At 54.9% G+C, this 16,126-nt stretch carries 14 protein-coding genes and 1 pseudogene; 7 read left to right on the top strand and 8 right to left on the bottom strand.

Annotated features, from left to right (window positions below; translation table 11 throughout):
- Positions 1-303: 303 nt before the first annotated feature.
- Positions 304-2,031, top strand: coding sequence for a sulfatase-like hydrolase/transferase (locus K2Q04_RS05765; protein ID WP_291160512.1), 1,728 nt, complete (start codon positions 304-306; stop codon positions 2,029-2,031).
- A 9-nt stretch (positions 2,032-2,040) separates the two neighbouring features.
- Here the strand turns inward: K2Q04_RS05765 and K2Q04_RS05760 are convergent, their stop codons facing one another.
- The 4 genes from K2Q04_RS05760 to K2Q04_RS05745 form a co-directional block, all read right to left on the bottom strand.
- Positions 2,041-2,367 (bottom strand): septal ring lytic transglycosylase RlpA family protein, encoded by a 327-nt coding sequence (locus K2Q04_RS05760; protein ID WP_291160509.1) that lies wholly within the window; start codon positions 2,365-2,367, stop codon positions 2,041-2,043.
- A 351-nt stretch (positions 2,368-2,718) separates the two neighbouring features.
- Positions 2,719-3,717 carry a hypothetical protein gene (locus K2Q04_RS05755; RefSeq protein ID WP_291160506.1) on the bottom strand — a complete coding sequence of 333 codons (999 nt, stop codon included), beginning with the start codon at positions 3,715-3,717 and terminating at the stop codon, positions 2,719-2,721.
- A gap of 13 nt (positions 3,718-3,730) precedes the next feature.
- Positions 3,731-4,489, bottom strand: a complete 759-nt coding sequence (locus K2Q04_RS05750) for a glycosyltransferase (RefSeq protein WP_291160503.1) — start codon at positions 4,487-4,489, stop codon at positions 3,731-3,733.
- Between the two features lie 645 nt (positions 4,490-5,134).
- Positions 5,135-5,902 carry a hypothetical protein gene (locus K2Q04_RS05745; RefSeq protein WP_291160501.1) on the bottom strand — a complete coding sequence of 256 codons (768 nt, stop codon included), beginning with the start codon at positions 5,900-5,902 and terminating at the stop codon, positions 5,135-5,137.
- 422 nt (positions 5,903-6,324) lie between these two features.
- Between K2Q04_RS05745 and K2Q04_RS05740 the strand changes: the two genes are divergently transcribed.
- The 3 genes from K2Q04_RS05740 (at position 6,325) to K2Q04_RS05730 (ending at position 8,841) form a co-directional block, all read left to right on the top strand.
- The gene (locus K2Q04_RS05740) at positions 6,325-7,593 is read left to right on the top strand and encodes a site-specific integrase (protein WP_291160498.1); all 1,269 of its coding nucleotides are present in this window, start codon (positions 6,325-6,327) and stop codon (positions 7,591-7,593) included.
- A gap of 66 nt (positions 7,594-7,659) precedes the next feature.
- Entirely contained in the window at positions 7,660-8,130 is a 471-nt protein-coding gene (locus K2Q04_RS05735; RefSeq protein ID WP_291160495.1) for a DUF3168 domain-containing protein, read from the top strand.
- Positions 8,131-8,169: 39 nt separating this feature from the next.
- Positions 8,170-8,841 carry a helix-turn-helix transcriptional regulator gene (locus K2Q04_RS05730; protein ID WP_291160493.1) on the top strand — a complete coding sequence of 224 codons (672 nt, stop codon included), beginning with the start codon at positions 8,170-8,172 and terminating at the stop codon, positions 8,839-8,841.
- A 12-nt stretch (positions 8,842-8,853) separates the two neighbouring features.
- Here K2Q04_RS05730 and K2Q04_RS05725 read toward each other — a convergent pair whose 3' ends face one another.
- The 4 genes from K2Q04_RS05725 to K2Q04_RS05710 all read right to left on the bottom strand — a co-directional run bounded on the left by K2Q04_RS05725 (position 8,854) and on the right by K2Q04_RS05710 (position 12,722).
- Positions 8,854-9,747 carry a plasmid partitioning protein RepB C-terminal domain-containing protein gene (locus K2Q04_RS05725; RefSeq protein WP_291160492.1) on the bottom strand — a complete coding sequence of 298 codons (894 nt, stop codon included), beginning with the start codon at positions 9,745-9,747 and terminating at the stop codon, positions 8,854-8,856.
- Positions 9,744-10,637 carry a ParB/RepB/Spo0J family partition protein gene (locus K2Q04_RS05720; protein WP_291160489.1) on the bottom strand — a complete coding sequence of 298 codons (894 nt, stop codon included), beginning with the start codon at positions 10,635-10,637 and terminating at the stop codon, positions 9,744-9,746. Before K2Q04_RS05720 ends, K2Q04_RS05725 begins: the two co-directional genes overlap by 4 nt.
- Complete coding sequence (locus tag K2Q04_RS05715; RefSeq protein WP_291160487.1) at positions 10,634-12,160, bottom strand: recombinase family protein; 1,527 nt, start codon at positions 12,158-12,160, stop codon at positions 10,634-10,636. Before K2Q04_RS05715 ends, K2Q04_RS05720 begins: the two co-directional genes overlap by 4 nt.
- A 376-nt stretch (positions 12,161-12,536) precedes the next feature.
- On the bottom strand, positions 12,537-12,722 hold the full coding sequence (locus tag K2Q04_RS05710) for a hypothetical protein (RefSeq protein WP_291160484.1): 186 nt from the start codon (positions 12,720-12,722) through the stop codon (positions 12,537-12,539).
- A gap of 799 nt (positions 12,723-13,521) precedes the next feature.
- Here K2Q04_RS05710 and K2Q04_RS05705 point away from each other — a divergent pair.
- The 3 genes and pseudogenes from K2Q04_RS05705 to K2Q04_RS05695 form a co-directional block, all read left to right on the top strand.
- A pseudogene (locus K2Q04_RS05705) lies at positions 13,522-13,989 on the top strand (SOS response-associated peptidase family protein); the annotation flags it as partial.
- A 537-nt stretch (positions 13,990-14,526) separates the two neighbouring features.
- Positions 14,527-14,775, top strand: a complete 249-nt coding sequence (locus K2Q04_RS05700) for a hypothetical protein (protein ID WP_291160483.1) — start codon at positions 14,527-14,529, stop codon at positions 14,773-14,775.
- A gap of 863 nt (positions 14,776-15,638) precedes the next feature.
- On the top strand, positions 15,639-16,097 hold the full coding sequence (locus K2Q04_RS05695; RefSeq protein ID WP_291160480.1) for a hypothetical protein: 459 nt from the start codon (positions 15,639-15,641) through the stop codon (positions 16,095-16,097).
- Positions 16,098-16,126 lie beyond the last annotated feature (29 nt).

Raw genomic sequence — 16,126 nt, 5'->3', positions numbered from 1 at the left:
TCGCTATCCAAATTCTGCGACGGCCCATACTGTTCGGCGATATCGTCCACGGGAAGAAATCCTCGACGGCAAGTGGATAATTCTCCGAGCCTAGTCCAGCGGCGAGAGAGCGTCCGTCCGCCGTCGTTAGGTGCGCCTCCGCAACCCTGATGTGGATTCGGTCGGTTGCATCGCAGCATGAGAGCTAATTCATGATCACCCTCAAATCCGCCGTGAAATAAGAAGAAACGTATTGAACTAAACTAGATGAGAGCTACGGTGCTTCTCCCGCCGACCGGCGGGTCCTTAGGCGATTGCATTCCGATGAGTGTCGAACTGATTGATCGGACCGGGTCGCTGACGCGCATCGGTGACCAACCGCTTCAGCGTCAGTTTTCGGCCGCAACCGTCTGGTACGCAACGGCTGCAATTGCGGTTGGCCTTGCTTATTACCATTGGTGTTACGAAGGCTGGCTCCAAACCATCATCTTCTCAGCGGCGATCACGTCGGCTCTGATATGTGCGCTGACGTTTCTTTCCAGGCGTGTTCTTTTTTCAATCACGCTCATCGCAATCTTAGTCGCGTCGATCGTAATCGCGTCCGATATCAAGCAGCACTACATCGAGATGGTGCTGCATGCCTACGACGTCGTATTCTACCTGATGTCGTGGTCGACCGTCGTCTACCTATGGACCGACCATAGGTCGATGCTGCTCGTGCTTCTGGCGATGATCACGTTCGCGCTTGTCTCGGGTCTGGTGCTTTGGCGCCTGGATAGCTCGCGTGTTCCGCGTCGCTCCAGTGGTGGGCTATTCGTTCTTTTCGTTGTGCTCAGTGTGGGCGCGAGCTACGCGAAAGGCGAACGGCGGAATACGCAGTTTTACTGGGACCATCTCTACGTTTCATCGTTCTATTCCTCGTGGTCGGAGACTTTGCAGACGCTTTGGAAAGGTCAATTGTTTGATGCGCTGAAATCGCAGCCGATGCCGCCCTTCAAAATTCCAACATGCGCCCTGCAGCAGAAGCCGCCGCACATTATCCTGATCCACCAGGAAAGCGTTTTTCCTCCCTCATACTTCTCCGAAATCGACTACGATCACGGGCTCGACCCATTCTTCAAGTCGTTTGACGGACGACTGCACAAACTACGCGTAGAAACGTACGGCGGAGCATCCTGGCTCACTGAGTTCTCAGTTCTCGCCGGCGTATCGTCCTATTCGTTCGGCGGTATGCGCACGTTCGTTCAATCACTCATGCAGGGAAAGATCCACGACGCCGTGCCACAGGTTCTGGCCCGCTGCGGATATCACAACAGTGTCTTCTACCCGGTTCCGAAGGCATTCGTTTCTAACGATCGCTTCTACGCGACCGTCGGAATGCCGGAGATCTTCGATTATAGGGCGCAGGGCGCCAAACGCTTCGATGAGCGTGATCGCTTCTACTATGCGAACGCGTTGAACGATATTGAGCGCCATATCGCGGTGTCGACCAGCCCGCTCTTCACATTCGTCATCACGTCGGCAACGCACCTTCCGTATGACAAGACGTACGAACCAAACGTGCACGTTTCGGGCGGCGGCCCTGGAACAGATCCGGAAATGAATGAATATCTGCGCCGTCTCGCGTTGGCGCACATGGACTACGATGAATTTCGGACGTCGCTCTCGAAGCGCTTTCCAAACGAGCGCTTTCTCATCGTGCAATACGGCGATCACCAGCCGATCGCAACGCGCACGCTGCTTGGCTTCGACGCAAGTTCGTTCGCCGAAGACATCAAGCTGACACCCGAAAGTCGGGGTCTGCTGACCTACTATTCCGTTGATGGCGTGAACTATAGCCCCCCGTCTTTGCCGGAGGTCGACGTTGTCGATGTGCCTTATCTAGGCACGATCATGCTGCAGGCCGCACGTTTGCCGTTGCCTGACTCCTATAAAGAACGGCTGCGCCTTCTGGGCCTCTGCGACGGACGCTACTTCACGTGCAAGAAATCGCAGGAGATCCTTGCGTTTCACCGGCGGCTTATGGATTCGGGCCTCATCGATGCCCGCTAATCGCACCGACTAGTAACGGCTAAGTTCAACGCGCATCAAGTCGGAGGAGCCGATGGCATTCGCAGCTCCTTCTGATAAATCGATGATGCGTCCTTTCACAAAAGGACCGCGATCGACGATCGTGACGATCACTGATCGGCCGTTGGCCAAGTTTCTCACCTTGATGTGCGTTCCGAGGGGAAGGGTGCGATGGGCCGCGACTTTGCTCCGGCACGTCACCTTTCGCCCGCTGGCACTATTGTGGTGACAATACCGAGAGGCGATCCCAATCTGACCGGCAGCGACGCCCTCCGGAATTAGGATCGCAAAGGCCGCCATAACAATGATTGCGCGCATATTGACCTGCCAGGATTGCCGATGTCCTGGCGTGTAACCACGCGCGGCAGAAACGGTTTCAAGATTTCTATGGTTAAAGGCGGCGAGCGTTGCTGCGGAGAATGCCACTGCGCGAATTAGAAAGTAACTGATCGCTCGGTTCGACGTGAAATCGTTCCGATGCGGTGGGGCTTCGCTGGAGGAAAGACAAGAACCCATTCCGCCCGGAGCACATGCACGCGCGGTCGAGACAATCGACGGGTTGCCGACGTTCGCAGATGCCTTCCTGCACCGACGCGGTATCCTTGTGGTGCACACGTTCAACGAAGGCGAAGAGCGTCCTAACGGCACTTTGCACTTGGCGACATCGTCCTAGCGGGACTGCGACCGCAGAAGAATTGTGCTCTTAATTGCTCGCCGTATTTTCCGTCCGATAGGGTCGCGTTTTCCAGAAGCAGGCACTTTGGTGTTGCCAAAAGCGCTTTCAATGAGGGATTGAAAATCCCAATCTCGAGAACCTGATTGCGCCAAGCGAAGTTGCGAGACGGGATTGATTGCGAGAGGGCGGCTTCGATAGACGGAATCGCTTCTAAACGGCGGCGCTTCAATTTCACAGAAACGAGCGCCAAAAAGCGCCTCATTGAAGCCCAGAGCTATTGCTGGCCCAAGCTGAGCAGAGCCAACAGCCGCTCTCATCGCATCGTTTTGGACAGAAGGACAGGCGTCACGCGCCCTTACTGCGGATTTCTCCCACACGTCGCTATCCCATCGATCCGGATGCAACAAGTGCGTCAGAAAGGGTTCTCTTATTCTAAACGCTGGCATCTCTTCAGAACAGGAATACGGAAATACGTAATCCCACCACGGGGCTCCCAGCTGAAAGCGGCGTATGCGATCGCTTGATATAGTCTTTGGGATCTTCGCTGGAGTGAACGCCACAAGATCATAGCCCAATTCGAAAATTGTGCCGCGCGATGCACCGTGATCCGCCACATCGATACGCCGAGCAGCAACGATAGAATCTTGCGAATGTTGTGCCAGAAAATCCGCGCAGCCTTCAACCGAGAGCATGTAAATGTCAGAATTGACGATTGCCACCGGCTCGGTCGGCGGCACAACATCTAAAAGCGCGCCAAGGCTGGGACCAAAACGGTTCGGAAAATGGGCCGCGTCATTCGACACGCCACAGCAGTCGATCAATCCCAATCGATTGATCGCATCCACTTCATCCAGGCGATTGATAGACAACGGTCGAAAACCGTTATTACGCCACGAATCGATGCACGATTTGAGATAGCGAGTGCCGATTTCTTCGCCGGTCTTACGGTCTTTCCGCGAAAAAACGGGCGGCACGGAAGTGATTAACAACATGAGCAGCCTAAACCTATTGATGCTGTTCGCGCAGGCCAGACATCCGCCGATAAGTCGACAAAAGATCGTAATCTACCAATGCCTTTTCTCGGGCGCGCAATGATGCAGCGTGGAATTCTTGGTAATTCAATAGGATCTGTAGGATGCCCGCTGATAGTTCCTCAACGTCCGATCCGATTACGCCATTCCCGCAAGTGATCAGCGACCCAGCGAAGGTGCCACGTGTCGCCACCATCGGCTTGGCTGTCAGAAGAGCTTCGACAGCGATTCCCGAACCCCGAGTCGGCGGATAACAAGTGGGATCGTAGGGTAGCAAAATAATGTTCGACCGTTCTAGCGTTGCCGTATAATTATTCGGATCAAGTCCGTGAGGGAGGCGTTCTATCAAGTCGCCGAACTTTTCGATCTGGGCATCGAACGTCCGCGCTTTTCGCGATGTCCTCCCCGAGCCCTGCAACAAAAACTTAACCTCAGCGGATTTCGCTTTCGCCAGAACACGCTCGATAATTGCGGGTAGAATTGCCGATCCTTTTTCCGCTCGCACTTCCCCAAGCCAAGCGACAACAAGTGGTTTCTTGACTGGGAATTCCTGCGCCACTGGCAATTCCGTTGCGTCAACTATGCAGCGGCAGATGTCAAATCTTAAGCCGGTTCTCTCGCTCCACAAAATTGCGGCGTCAGTCGTTTCCGCCGAGAGAGAAAGTTTGCGTGCAACAGTCGCGATGCGCTTGACAGCAGTCGCAAAACCGCCTGCGTATTCGGCGTAAGGCATGTTTGTATCCGACCAGCACGTTCTAATATGAATATGAGGCTGAGCATGTAGCAGATTTGAGCTGCACCAACCTACCAACATGTCGATCGTTTGCGCATCAGCGGTAGGCAAAATTATATTGTCGTCCTCCGTCAAGCACAGGTCCCGAAGAGCCTGCACAAGCTCTCTGCGCCGATCGCCCCAAAGCAACTTAGTCGAAAACCGTTGGCGAAAATTGATCTCCCACGCGCGTTCGCGAAGGGTGCTCCGCAAAATTCTCCTATCTCCAATAATCGGTCGCAAGGCTCTCCCCACAATTCCGATTTGATTTTGATAAATTGTGGAAGAGAAGGCCGGAACAAAGGTGACATAGTCGGGCACCAGCGCAGCATTGAGATGTTTGTGGCCAAGCCATGTGGGCTTATGTCCGAAACAGCGAGCGGCGAATGACAGTCTGCGAGCAGTATTCAAATGATGTCCAGCGGCGTCTCGCAGCGCGGGGTCGACGATCACACTCCGCAACTCGACCACATCTTGGCGAAGCTGAGAGGGAAATGCTCGGGCATATGGAAGCATCCCAGAAGTTTTTATGTGGCAGTCAGTTGATAAATTAGCTTTCAGGCTACGCGACAGATCCTCTCTGAAAGGAAGCCGGTTTGCAATCATTCAGCAAAAAAAAAACTGCTGAGAATCGTGACCCAAACGTGAGGCAATCGCGCCGGCGGCCTTGGAGCTTTCAACGCTACGCATAAAGTCCGCCGAGTAGGATCTACGTTCCAATGGCTGAATCTTGTCAGGACGTCGTCCGCTATCTCCCGTGAGACGTACTGAACAAAAGCGCTCTTGGAAGGCGGCATCAAACGTGATTCCGATCCGCGCGCACATATCTTCGATCACTTTTTGAGGTGAGGAAACGAATTTTTCGTACGTCCACAGCGGCAGTCCTTTGTGGTCATCAAGAAACTTTAAAGCGCGCTGGCAATAGTCATCAAATCCGGTCAGATAGGTATCGAAGCCACTAGACTGCATGCTTAAATATGCGTCGATGGGATTGCGAAAAGTTACGATGCGTTGCAGTTCGTAGTGCTCGGCGAGTAATTCAGCTAGTCGAGGTCGCGGGCTGCGGTCAGTTAAATAGTCGGAGTGGGAATGGTCTCGCAGGACCAGTTTTCTTCCGTTTCGTTCGCATGCGCGCACAACTGGCTCCAGCCGTGTCAAGAATAGAGAGTTCATCTCGCTCTCGGAGGGGCCGATTTCCGGATAATTTACAAGTAAGTGGACCAACGGGTCGAAAGGCATGAATATCGGCTCGTGCCTTCCGATCAGCGGGTGGACCTCGCTCAGAAGTACAACGTTCGGCTGGGCTGCAATGCATTTTGAAAAGACAGTACCGCCACTGCTGGACAAATGATGAATGATGGCAATCGCTGTCATGCTCTCTCCTCGACGGCCTGTAACAATAGTGAACAGTAACTGGGCGGAAGGACAAGCTCTATGACGTAGTCGGTGTTACTCAGCTAACGCGATCACCTCAGCGGAGGGCTCTGTTTCTGTGGTTCGGGCAAAACTTAGGGCGCTGATTTCGATCAGCGCTTTTTTATCTGCGCCGACCCTAGGATGGACCTAAAAGCAGTCCGCTGGGTGCCAAAATCGCGTTGGTGGGCCCGCCAGGACTCGAACCTGGAACCAGACGGTTTCTGGTATGATATCGCATGAACTCGCTTGATCCAATATGATCCTCTTGAATGTGCAGTAAATCCGAAAAACAAAGGACTTGTTGACAGTCTGATGTCGATCTTGCGGGGCCAATGCGGGTCACCTAGGTTCACAAAAGTGCCCCCACAAATGGACCCAGAATGTCATTGCGCGAATTGCAATTCACTGATCGTTCGGTTCGCGCAGCGCGGTATGTAGGATGTCAACCTGACGTCGAGTATCGCTTTAGAAACCTTGCCGGCCTCGTCCTTCACATCAGCAAGAGGGGGCGCAAGACCTGGAAGGCGCACTATTCGATTCAGAAGGACGGCGTCCGCAAAAAGCGAAAGGTCAGGTTGGGCCAGTACCCCGCGACTACCCTCGTTCAGGCGCGGAAAAAATCGGCTGAGCTACTGGAGCGGGTGGCCAATGAGGGAGACGTCGTCGCGAATGACGGGCTCCTGCTGGCTGCCCAGGCTAAGGGGAAGCTCACCTTTGCAGAGTTGCTCGATGACTACCTGGCCGAACGAAGAGGCCTTGCACGCATTGGAGAGGCCGAGCGCGAGCTGCGGAAGGATGCAATTCCCGCGCTGGGCGCAAAACACCCGGCACTGATCACTGCCGGAGATATCGACGAAGTGGGCCGCGCCATTCTGCGCCGTGGCTCAGAGGCGATGGCCTCGCGTTTCGTGATGCACATGAAGGCGCTATACAACTACGTGATCCTCGATCAACCTAGTCTAGCACAGCGTTATGGGATCACCTCGAATCCCGCGGTGATGCTCGGTCGACGCAGGAGAGGGGCAGGCGGCAGTTATACGAAACCGAAGGCGCGAGAGCGTGTTCTAGACGATCCGGAGATCGCGAAATGGTGGCGGGCGCTAGACGATAGCGAGAAGCGTCTCGGGACGAAGTTGGCGCTCAAGCTAGTATTGGTTACCGCACAGCGGCCAGGAGAGGTGAGGCGAGCACGCAAGCAGGACCTGCACCTAACCGCCGCCGAGCCCTATTGGATGATTCCTGTCGAGCACTCTAAAAACGGGCGCCAGCATTATGTGCCCCTGTCGCACCTGGCCGCGCAGCTCTTCACCGAAGCAGCAGCCGCCAGTTCGGACAGCGGTTCGCTGCTTGTTTTTCCGAGTCCTGATGATGCAGAGAATCCGATCGCGGATGTCGTGCTGCCATCAGCCCAGCGCGATTTCTTCGTCAAAACTCTTAAATCGATGACGCCTGCCACCGTTCACGATCTCCGTCGCTCGGCGGCCACGGGCATGCGACGCCTGGGGATCAATCGTGACACCGTTGGGATGGTGCTAAATCACACGGCCAAGGGCGTCACCGCGGAGCACTATGATTGGCACGACGGCGCCAGAGAAAAGTGGGAAGCGCTGGACCGGTGGGCGCGGCACCTGTCTCGCCTAGTGAAGTAAGTAGGCTTCGGGTGGTTTGATTTCGACCACGATTTCGCTCTTCAGCAGGCGATCTTCTCGAAGTTGGTGAGCGATGCCGCCGCAACGACAGCGCTTGGCGGGCCACGTATTTATGATGACGTTCCGGCGCGCGCAGAATTTCCTTTCATGACGCTCGGCCAGTCCGCGGAACACGATTGGTCGACCGGAACGGATGAAGATTACGAGCACGTCATCAGCTGCACGTCTGGTCGCGCGCCCGTGGCTGCAAAGAAGCATAGGCTGTCATCGCGGCTGCGCGTGATGCGCTACACAACCAGCGTCTTCCTCTCTAAGGCCATCGCCTCGTCAATCTGCGCCACGAGTTTTCCGAAGCACGCCGCGACGCCGATGGTGAGGCATTTCACGGCATTTCTCGCTTTCGTGCGGTGGCCGAGTCGATCGGACGTCACGCTTCACGACCATTCCAGCTTTCACGCCATTGAACAGCGAACACCCAGCCGCACGACCCCTATCCAACAGGAAGGAAATGGTTTGTTGCCTGTTTCATGGTACTAGTCAATTAGTATCTGACGATTCTCTTCTGTTTGGCGTGTCATGAGCAGCAACAAATCTAAGCCAGTCGAACTGCCCACCTACGCTGTGCTGGTTGGGCCATCTGGCGAAATCATAGACGTCCGGGCCCACCACATGCTCGACGACACAGCTCCAGTAAATCTCAAGGGTCGCAATTACGCGGATCAGTGCGCTTCAAGTTTTCGGGATGCGATCACCGGCTTGTTGAACCGCCGTCGGCAACTCCTGTCGCTCGTAATGCCTCCGCCGACACTCGGAACCCATGCGTGGTTCGCGGTCGTCGGAGTTCCGCTCGGCGTTTCGAAGGAGGGCGGGGCGCTATTCGTGCATATGGACATTTCACCGTGGGTCGGCAGCGACAAGCACCAAGCAGAGATGCCTTCTGAACTTAGCCAAGGGCTGCTTCAGAGGGCTATGGCCATGACGCTCATGGGCGGCGAGCAATTGGCTCATCAGGATGGGCGAAAGCCGAAAGGTTATTACGACGGCATTGAAAGTCTCACGGACCGTCAACGCGAAGTACTCAAGCTCATCGGTATGGGAAAGAGCAATGTGGAGATTGCGGGCGACCTATCTTGCTCGATTAACACCGTTAAGCGGCATGTGACCGCCGTTCTGCAGAAGCTTAAGCTGCCAAATCGTACACGGGCGGCCATGCTCGTGAACCAAATAGACCGCACCACGAAGGAGTGAGAGATAACTCCCTCACGTCGCGCCTTGTCCTGAATCGACCAGCCTACGAAACTCCGCATATATCTCTTGGTAATTGCGCTCAAGGTAGCGCGTAACACGGGTGTTATCGATCAGCTTACGCAGATAACCGATCGTGAGAACGAGCTCCAAATGATCGCCACCATAGGATTGCTCGACCATTTTAAACTCTCGATCTAGGCTCGTAGATTCGCGAGCCATCATATCCATTTGCCGCTCGGTGAGCCCCTTCACCTTTTTGGGCTTGTCGGGCTCGACAAGTTGCTCCTTTGGCGTACTCGCAAGGAGGGATGCTGCGTACCCTTGAGAAAAGATGTTCATTGAGATCATCAGCTCGGCAGCCTCGATTTGTCTGAGGGGGGTCATTTTTTTGAGCGCCCCAAAAGTGTGTACCGGCACATGCTTATCTTTGAGAAGATCGACTGCCTCTGAGCATATTCCGTGAAGCATCTGCGTCTTCGCTCGCAGTGTTGGAATTCTGACGTCGAGCGCTTTTGCGATCGTTTTCTCCGGAACTCCTCGCTCTATGGCCCGAACAATCATCTTGTGTTCTTGAACGGCAGCGAGCCGGCTGATGTGTCTGTTGTACGTGAACGCTTCATCGTCGATCGCGATCAAACACACCAAATGCGTATGCGCTAAATCTTTGCACGCCTCCAACCGAAGGTGGCCGTCGAGCATGATGTACTTACCGGCTTCGCCCGAACGTAAAACAACGGGCGGTTCGATGGTGCCGACTTCTCTAATGGATGAGCAGATCTGCCGATACTTGACGCCTTTCTTTACTGCAGGTGCGACTTGATGGAGCGGCGCAATGTCGTTGATCGCTATGCGCACGGTCTTACGTTCGAAGCTCAGCTTTACTGGACCACGAGATTTCGCGCTCATTGGGCCGACACAGCTCCCGTTTCAATCCGCGAGGCCAGGCTTTTGGGAAGAGTGTCCAAGCCCTCAGACTGCAGCAACGATCGGAAATTCTCATCATGAAAAAGTGTTCGGAGCGCGTGAGCCGCGAATATCAATTTGTCCCGGGTGGCTGAAGCTTTCCTGATAAGAACGCGCTTTCTATCGACATCTTGTTGGAACGTTTTGACGAGCGCGTGGGATGTCAAAGAAGTTTGTCGTTTCTGATGCTTGGAAGGAAAGCCCTTGCCGTATTGGCGACGTCGATCGATTAGGCGCTTAACCGCCATAAGCTTTCGTCCGCGCAGGATTTTCTTTTCGTACGCTTGAGTAAGAGCTTTCTGAACACCGGCATCGTCCGATTCAGCTATTTCAATTGCCACGCTGATTGGAATTTGGCCAGCTTCTACCGCTTGCAGAAGGCGTTCCTCGCCCCGATCAAAGAGTCTGCTGATGTCGCTGACATAGTTGTTGTGTAGGCCCGTTTTGGTGGCTATCTCATTTACAGAGTAGCCGCGTATTTTCATGCGCTGAATGTCTTTGAAGAGGTCTAGAGCGCCCCTACGTCGGCGAGCGCAGTTCTCGACTAGACTCCTTACCAAGCAGTCGTGCTCGCTTGCCTCGATAACCACTGCTGGTATCTGCTTTTCGCCGAGGGCGAGGTAGGCTTCGTATCGGCCCTGGCCGCATACTAGGTCGTACCGATTCCTGTCCAGATGCTGTCGGCGGGCGACAGTGATGGGGCGTTTCAGTCCGACAGTCGAGATATTGGCTTTTATCTGCTCAAAAGACCGATCTGGCCGTACGCGAGGATTGAGCACGTCGATCAGATCGACAGAAATCAGTTCGATTTCTTGGACCTCTTCTTCGGTCATGCTGCCAACCCCGCTACGCTGTTTCTCGCGGTGAGTTCGAATAGAGGCTGTAGACTGTCGACGCGGTAGGCCTCAAACCAAATGCCGTTACTTTCTCCAAGCCGAATTTTTTTCTCGACGAAGTCAAGACGAGGCAGAAGGTAATAGTCGCGCGGACGCTCGTTGGCCCCGTCCATGCGTACGGCGATAATCAAATCGAAGCATGTTCGGCGATCAAAGTGGACTATCCATCTCGATGCGCCGGACAATGTTGTGCGGCATCTAGCGATGGTAACCGTCGCTAAAACTTCACCGTTGATGAGGATCGCGCCAGAATCGGGAAGCAACCGAGCGCTACCGCCGTGCGCATGAATGCCCTCCAAGATGTTTGAAACAATTTCGGGATGAAGCGCACGCAGCGTCCGATTAATTTCGTAGTGTCTCTCGTCGCGCTCTGCTGAATAACCAATTAACTTATAGGCGCGCCTCAGACTTCCGAAACGTCGTACGTAGCTGCTGCTAGAGGGGGCGGATTCCCACTCATCAATAATCAGACCTGATAAGCGTCCGTTTGCGTCGAGGACCTGCTGCAGAACTTCAAGCATCTGGCCATCGGAAAGGCGAGCAGTTCGCCTTTCGATAATTTCACGAACCGCGAGAAACTCTTCCGACGTGACGATTGGGTCGAAGGCGCCCGTGGCACGGATCCACATGTCAGGAGAGTTTGTCACGTACTTCTTTTTGAGCTTGAACGAACGCCGATTCCAAACGTTGTTTCCGACATATTTCTCGTTCGTGAGCAGCTGATGCACTGTCCCACGCGTCCACGATCTCCCATAGTCTGTTACAATCCCGCGCACGTTGAGAAGTGCTGCAATTTCAGCCTCAGATTTTCCATCGCGAATGAAGCTTCTATAGACCCAACGTACCGTCCCAACTTCGTTTGCAGGCCCGGGAATCAAGACGACCCGGTCTGTCTGAATGCTTTTGTGTTCGCCTGGAGCCAATTCACCTTTGGCATTGCCGGATTGATCAATAAGCTTGCGGCGCAAGCCATAGCCGGGCGGGCCACCCTGCCTGAATCCCAGCTCGATTAGTCGACACTGGCCAGCGAACACCTTGGCGGATAGTTCGCGACTGTACTCGCCCGCCATCGCGCGCTTGACGCCTTTGACGATGGTCGAGACGGGGCTCCCATCATTTTCGAATTGTTCGGCACAGTATTCGACACGGATGCCCGCGCGTTTGCAGATGTATTCGTAATAGGCGCTCTCGTCGGCGTCTTGAAATCGACCCCAGCGGCTCACGTCGTAAACAAGCACAGCTTCGAAGTCGGCGTCTTTGTTCTGTACGTCGTCGATTAGATTTTTGAGACCCTCCCGGCCATCGAGACGTAGACCGCTCTTGCCCTTATCAGCATAAGTGCGGACGACGTCGTACCCACGCCGAGCTGCATACTGCCGAATGGCATCGGATTGATTTTCGGTTGAGTATTTTTGATGTTCGGTCGACATCCGAACATATTCAGCAGCACGAATCCCCACGGGTCCACACCCGTTTAATCGATGAACGCTTTTCGGACGTCGCTGACATTATGCCTTCGAGATGACAGTGTTAATACAACTGCGTCGCTGTCGGACGTTTGCTGCGATTTCTGGTTGTCGAAGGTCGCGCGCTTATGTCTCTCGACTATCCCGCGACGGGGCGCCATCAGTGATTAGCTGCTGACCGAAGCAACTCGCCGTGGTAGGCGAACGAACTCTGCCTTCGAAGCAGCCAATCTAGGAAGACGTAAATGCCGTCCGGTTACGAGCAGTCTCCAGATTATGGTGGTCGGCCACCTGTAGATCCGCGTCGGTCGGCTTGGCTGGTAGCTTGGGTCCTCGCAGTGGCGATGATCGCTTGTTGGATAAAATTCGGCTAGTTCAACTGCTGCCCATCGACGAACGACAACCGCAAAAGCACCTTATCGACTTTGCGCTTGTGTTCTTGAATCGTGCTCTTGATCGATATCAGCAACTCGCGATCCATTTCTTTCAAAGCGTCTGGCGACGTTTGTTCGAGTTCACTGAGGATCGAAAGTATTCGCGTTGGATCGATGGGCATCACAGGTCCATGACTGAACGTTACCACACAGGCGGTATGGCTTGGGTGGCTCTATAAGCGGAAATCATTTCCGAGGTTATGTCTGTCGGAAAGCACAGTGGCTTTGCACCGCCGGCTTTGCTCCACGCGCTTCGCCCCCCGCACGCCCGGCCATTTCGCATCCTGTCGCTTGGGCAGGCGCATGGACGACCCCGCGCTTTGTAAAGTGCGATCGAGCCCGCGATGATCAGCGCAGCAATCGCAGCATCGGTTAGCACTTCTTTTGTCGTCGTCTCCGTCGATGCAGATTCGGCTCTTGGGTCGGGCAACGGCAAGGCGTCAGCGCGCAACAGCGTCGCGTGAATTGTCAGGCCGGATGCAGCGACTACAAGGAAACGCTTGAACATCGAGATATCCCCCAAATGAGACTATCTCGGGTCGCGGGCGTCGGCAACTGACCCGTTCCTTGAACGCGTTGGGCTCGGCGGAGCAGAAACCATTCGTGAGTTGAACGGCTGACGCACAATCGAGTATCCGGCAGGTAGGGGGGGATCGGCAAGCCATCTGGAGGCCTGCTCGATGTCGCCGTACGACCCAAAACTCTATCCTACAGAATGATATTGATCGCGCTCACCCGTTGCCGCGTGGCAATGACTGGATGGCCGTGACGCTCGCGCACATCGAGGAGTGCGGCATTAGAATCATCCTCGGCTGTTGTGGCTCCGATAATCGAGCAACCCGAATTGATCCGCAGCCCGCGATCTTCGCGGGCTGGAACGGCAGCGTGATCCGCTAGGTCGGAGACGGTGAGCGCGAACTAGTTACTATGAGCTGGAGCTTCGTGCTCCTCCAGCCGGGCAAAGCATCGTGCCATGTCACCAATGTGCGCGACGACAAAATCCTATCGAGCCGTTTCTGGAAGCCGTCATTTGAGCAGTGCCGCTGCCTCGTGCCCGCGTCCAGCTACTGCGAACCCGATACCGGTAAGCCGGCAAGGCGCCATTGGTTCGCCGTCAATGGCGACGAAGAGCGGCGCCTGTTTGCATTTCCCGGCATCTGGCAGCGCTGGAAGGGACCGGTGAAGAAGGACGGCCCGAACGTCGAGCTGGACGTCTACTCGTTCATGACGACGGCGCCGAACGCACCAGTTGAGCACCATCGCTTTGCCGAGGTGTCAGCCCCCTTTCGCATACAGACTCGATTGCGGCTTTGGCTAAAGTGGTCGACTTTAGTGTCCGAGCAAGTGCGCGAGCCAGGGGGCGCAGACAGGTATCAAGATGAGAGATAACCAGATGGCAATTTCGAGTATCGACGGAAATGCCTTCTGAATTGATTTTCCGATCCTCGCCAGCAGCGCCACAGGCGCCAATATGATCCCTTCTAAAACCTCTCCCGCCAGGGCTAGCCTTCTCTGTCTTGCCTGGTTGCGCGCGTCCAGAAGGTCATCCCTGACCCACATCGCGCCCACGATGTCATTGGCAGCTAGATACTGGGCAAGCTCCGCGAGTGCCCCGCCCTGTGGCTCCGCGCCCCAAAACTCGGCACTTCTTGCGAGTCTGGCGCATTCGGTCTTGATCAGAGAGTGATCCATTTTGGGGATGGCCGCTACAAATTGCATGTTTATCAACAACAAGTATCCGATTCCGCGAAAGCAAATTGGAATTGGCGATAGCGGGCAACAAAAAAGCTGAATCCATCCAATGACTTGAGTGTGCTGCCTGTCCAGAAAAATTTGACAGGCAGTTCAATGGGTTACGATGGAAGTTTAGAAGAGAAAGGCATATAAACGACATATCGCAAGACTGATCATACGGGGTCTAATACGATGGCATCGCCAAACGAAGACGCGATTGTCGCTGGAATCGTCGCGGGGCGCATTTTTGGTATTTCCGGCGCTGCAGAGCGCCTCGGTATTTCTGTCAGCACGTTGAAGCGCGGTTGGCCCAAGGGTGCCTATCCCGCGCCAATTCGAACATCAAATTCAAGGATCGGTTTTTTGGAGTCCGACATCATTCGCTGGCAACGCGAGCGCATTGCAGAGCGCGACGCACGCGTCATGCAGAAGTCAGCGTAACGAGTTTTCAGAAACGAAAGAACCGGCAGTCCTGCAAGACCACCGGCTCAGATTGTGGAGCGAGGCTCGCCAGAACCTCGCGGATTTTTGTCGAAGATCGGGAAGATCAAGACAGCAGATCTGATCTCCCACTTACGAGCAGTCGAAAGCGCCGTCAAGATTGTCTTGACGACGAACGGGGGGAGATTTGTGCATTGTCCAAAAAGAATGAAACGAATGAGTTGAGCGATTTTCAACGCATCGACGCCATCTTGTTTGATCCAGAAATCAATATGCGTCCGAAGCTGGCTGCGCTCGTTGCGCTTCGTCGCGAAAATAGTGAAAGTGGAACCTCGTGGGCGTCCAACTTCACATATGCAGCAGCCGTTGGCTCGACTGATCCGCGCGCAGGAAGTCGAGCGCGCCAAGCCGCGATCAAAGAAGGTTTGATTTTCGTAACCGAGCGCCCTGGCCGAGCGCCAATCGTGCAAGTGAATGCCCAGCGCATCTATTCTATCCACGACAGTCTGATCGCCGAACGCGCCAAAAGGAAAGTCTATTCCATCTACGGCTCTGTGCCCAATACCCCCGCCAATTCGGGCGATAGCAGCCCCACCACTTCAAACGATGGTGCGGCGAGCAACACCAGTACCATTTCACACGATTGTACCCCCGCCATTTCACACGATATTGCCCCTGCCAATTCAGACGATACACCCCCGCCATTTCAGGCGACCAAAAGGATTAATAACGGCCAATCGAAAGACCAAGTGAAGGGCCAAAGGGCGACGAGCGCCCAAACCCCGCTTCTTGCTGGCGCAAGCTCTTCCGAGAAGAGTAGCGGTAATCGTCACGCTGGAACGGGACCAAGTGAAGACCCCCCTATGTCCCCCCGCTCGAAGATTGCAGATACAACAAATAGGGGTCAGCACGTTGTTGGTGCAACATTGGGGTCTGGGTTCGGCTCCGACCTCAACAACCTGAACCCTCACGCCTACAGCGTCCGGAACAATCGCCGCTATGGCGCACTGACGACGCTCGATGGCTCGGAGGGGGTCCACTACGACATCCAGCTCGGGAAGCTCACGCTGGTCAATGGAACACTTGTGTCGTTCGAGACGCACTGCGCAGAGCGCGGCCTCGATCTCTCCGCGGCGCTCGTGAAGGCCGCGACCCGCATCGCCAAAGATCCGCGCAATGCGACGCCGACGATGGTCCTCGCCGAGATCAACCAAGCGCTTGCCTACCAGGAGCAGGACAAGCGCTCGCCTGCTGCTGGCGGCCCGAAGCGCTTCAGCATCGGTCGCGGCGGATGGGGTGCGAGAAACTTCAAAGGCATCTGAGGCTCACGAGGATCGCTCAGGAGCGGCGT

It is taken from the genome of Hyphomicrobium sp., from assembly GCF_019753045.1.
Lineage (GTDB): Bacteria > Pseudomonadota > Alphaproteobacteria > Rhizobiales > Hyphomicrobiaceae > Hyphomicrobium_B.
The sequence above is the reverse complement of the archived record's forward strand: the minus strand, read 5'-3'. Positions and strand labels throughout refer to the sequence as shown.

Bases quoted from the DNA above. Each gene is read 5' to 3' on its own strand.
- K2Q04_RS05765 (WP_291160512.1), top strand. From the start codon at position 304: ATGAGTGTCGAACTGATTGATCGGACCGGGTCGCTGACGCGCATCGGT.
- K2Q04_RS05760 (WP_291160509.1), bottom strand. From the start codon at position 2,367: ATGCGCGCAATCATTGTTATGGCGGCCTTTGCGATCCTAATTCCGGAG.
- K2Q04_RS05755 (WP_291160506.1), bottom strand. From the start codon at position 3,717: ATGTTGTTAATCACTTCCGTGCCGCCCGTTTTTTCGCGGAAAGACCGT.
- K2Q04_RS05750 (WP_291160503.1), bottom strand. From the start codon at position 4,489: ATGCCTTACGCCGAATACGCAGGCGGTTTTGCGACTGCTGTCAAGCGC.
- K2Q04_RS05745 (WP_291160501.1), bottom strand. From the start codon at position 5,902: ATGACAGCGATTGCCATCATTCATCATTTGTCCAGCAGTGGCGGTACT.
- K2Q04_RS05740 (WP_291160498.1), top strand. From the start codon at position 6,325: ATGTCATTGCGCGAATTGCAATTCACTGATCGTTCGGTTCGCGCAGCG.
- K2Q04_RS05730 (WP_291160493.1), top strand. From the start codon at position 8,170: ATGAGCAGCAACAAATCTAAGCCAGTCGAACTGCCCACCTACGCTGTG.
- K2Q04_RS05725 (WP_291160492.1), bottom strand. From the start codon at position 9,747: ATGAGCGCGAAATCTCGTGGTCCAGTAAAGCTGAGCTTCGAACGTAAG.
- K2Q04_RS05720 (WP_291160489.1), bottom strand. From the start codon at position 10,637: ATGACCGAAGAAGAGGTCCAAGAAATCGAACTGATTTCTGTCGATCTG.
- K2Q04_RS05710 (WP_291160484.1), bottom strand. From the start codon at position 12,722: ATGCCCATCGATCCAACGCGAATACTTTCGATCCTCAGTGAACTCGAA.
- K2Q04_RS05700 (WP_291160483.1), top strand. From the start codon at position 14,527: ATGGCATCGCCAAACGAAGACGCGATTGTCGCTGGAATCGTCGCGGGG.
- K2Q04_RS05695 (WP_291160480.1), top strand. From the start codon at position 15,639: ATGTCCCCCCGCTCGAAGATTGCAGATACAACAAATAGGGGTCAGCAC.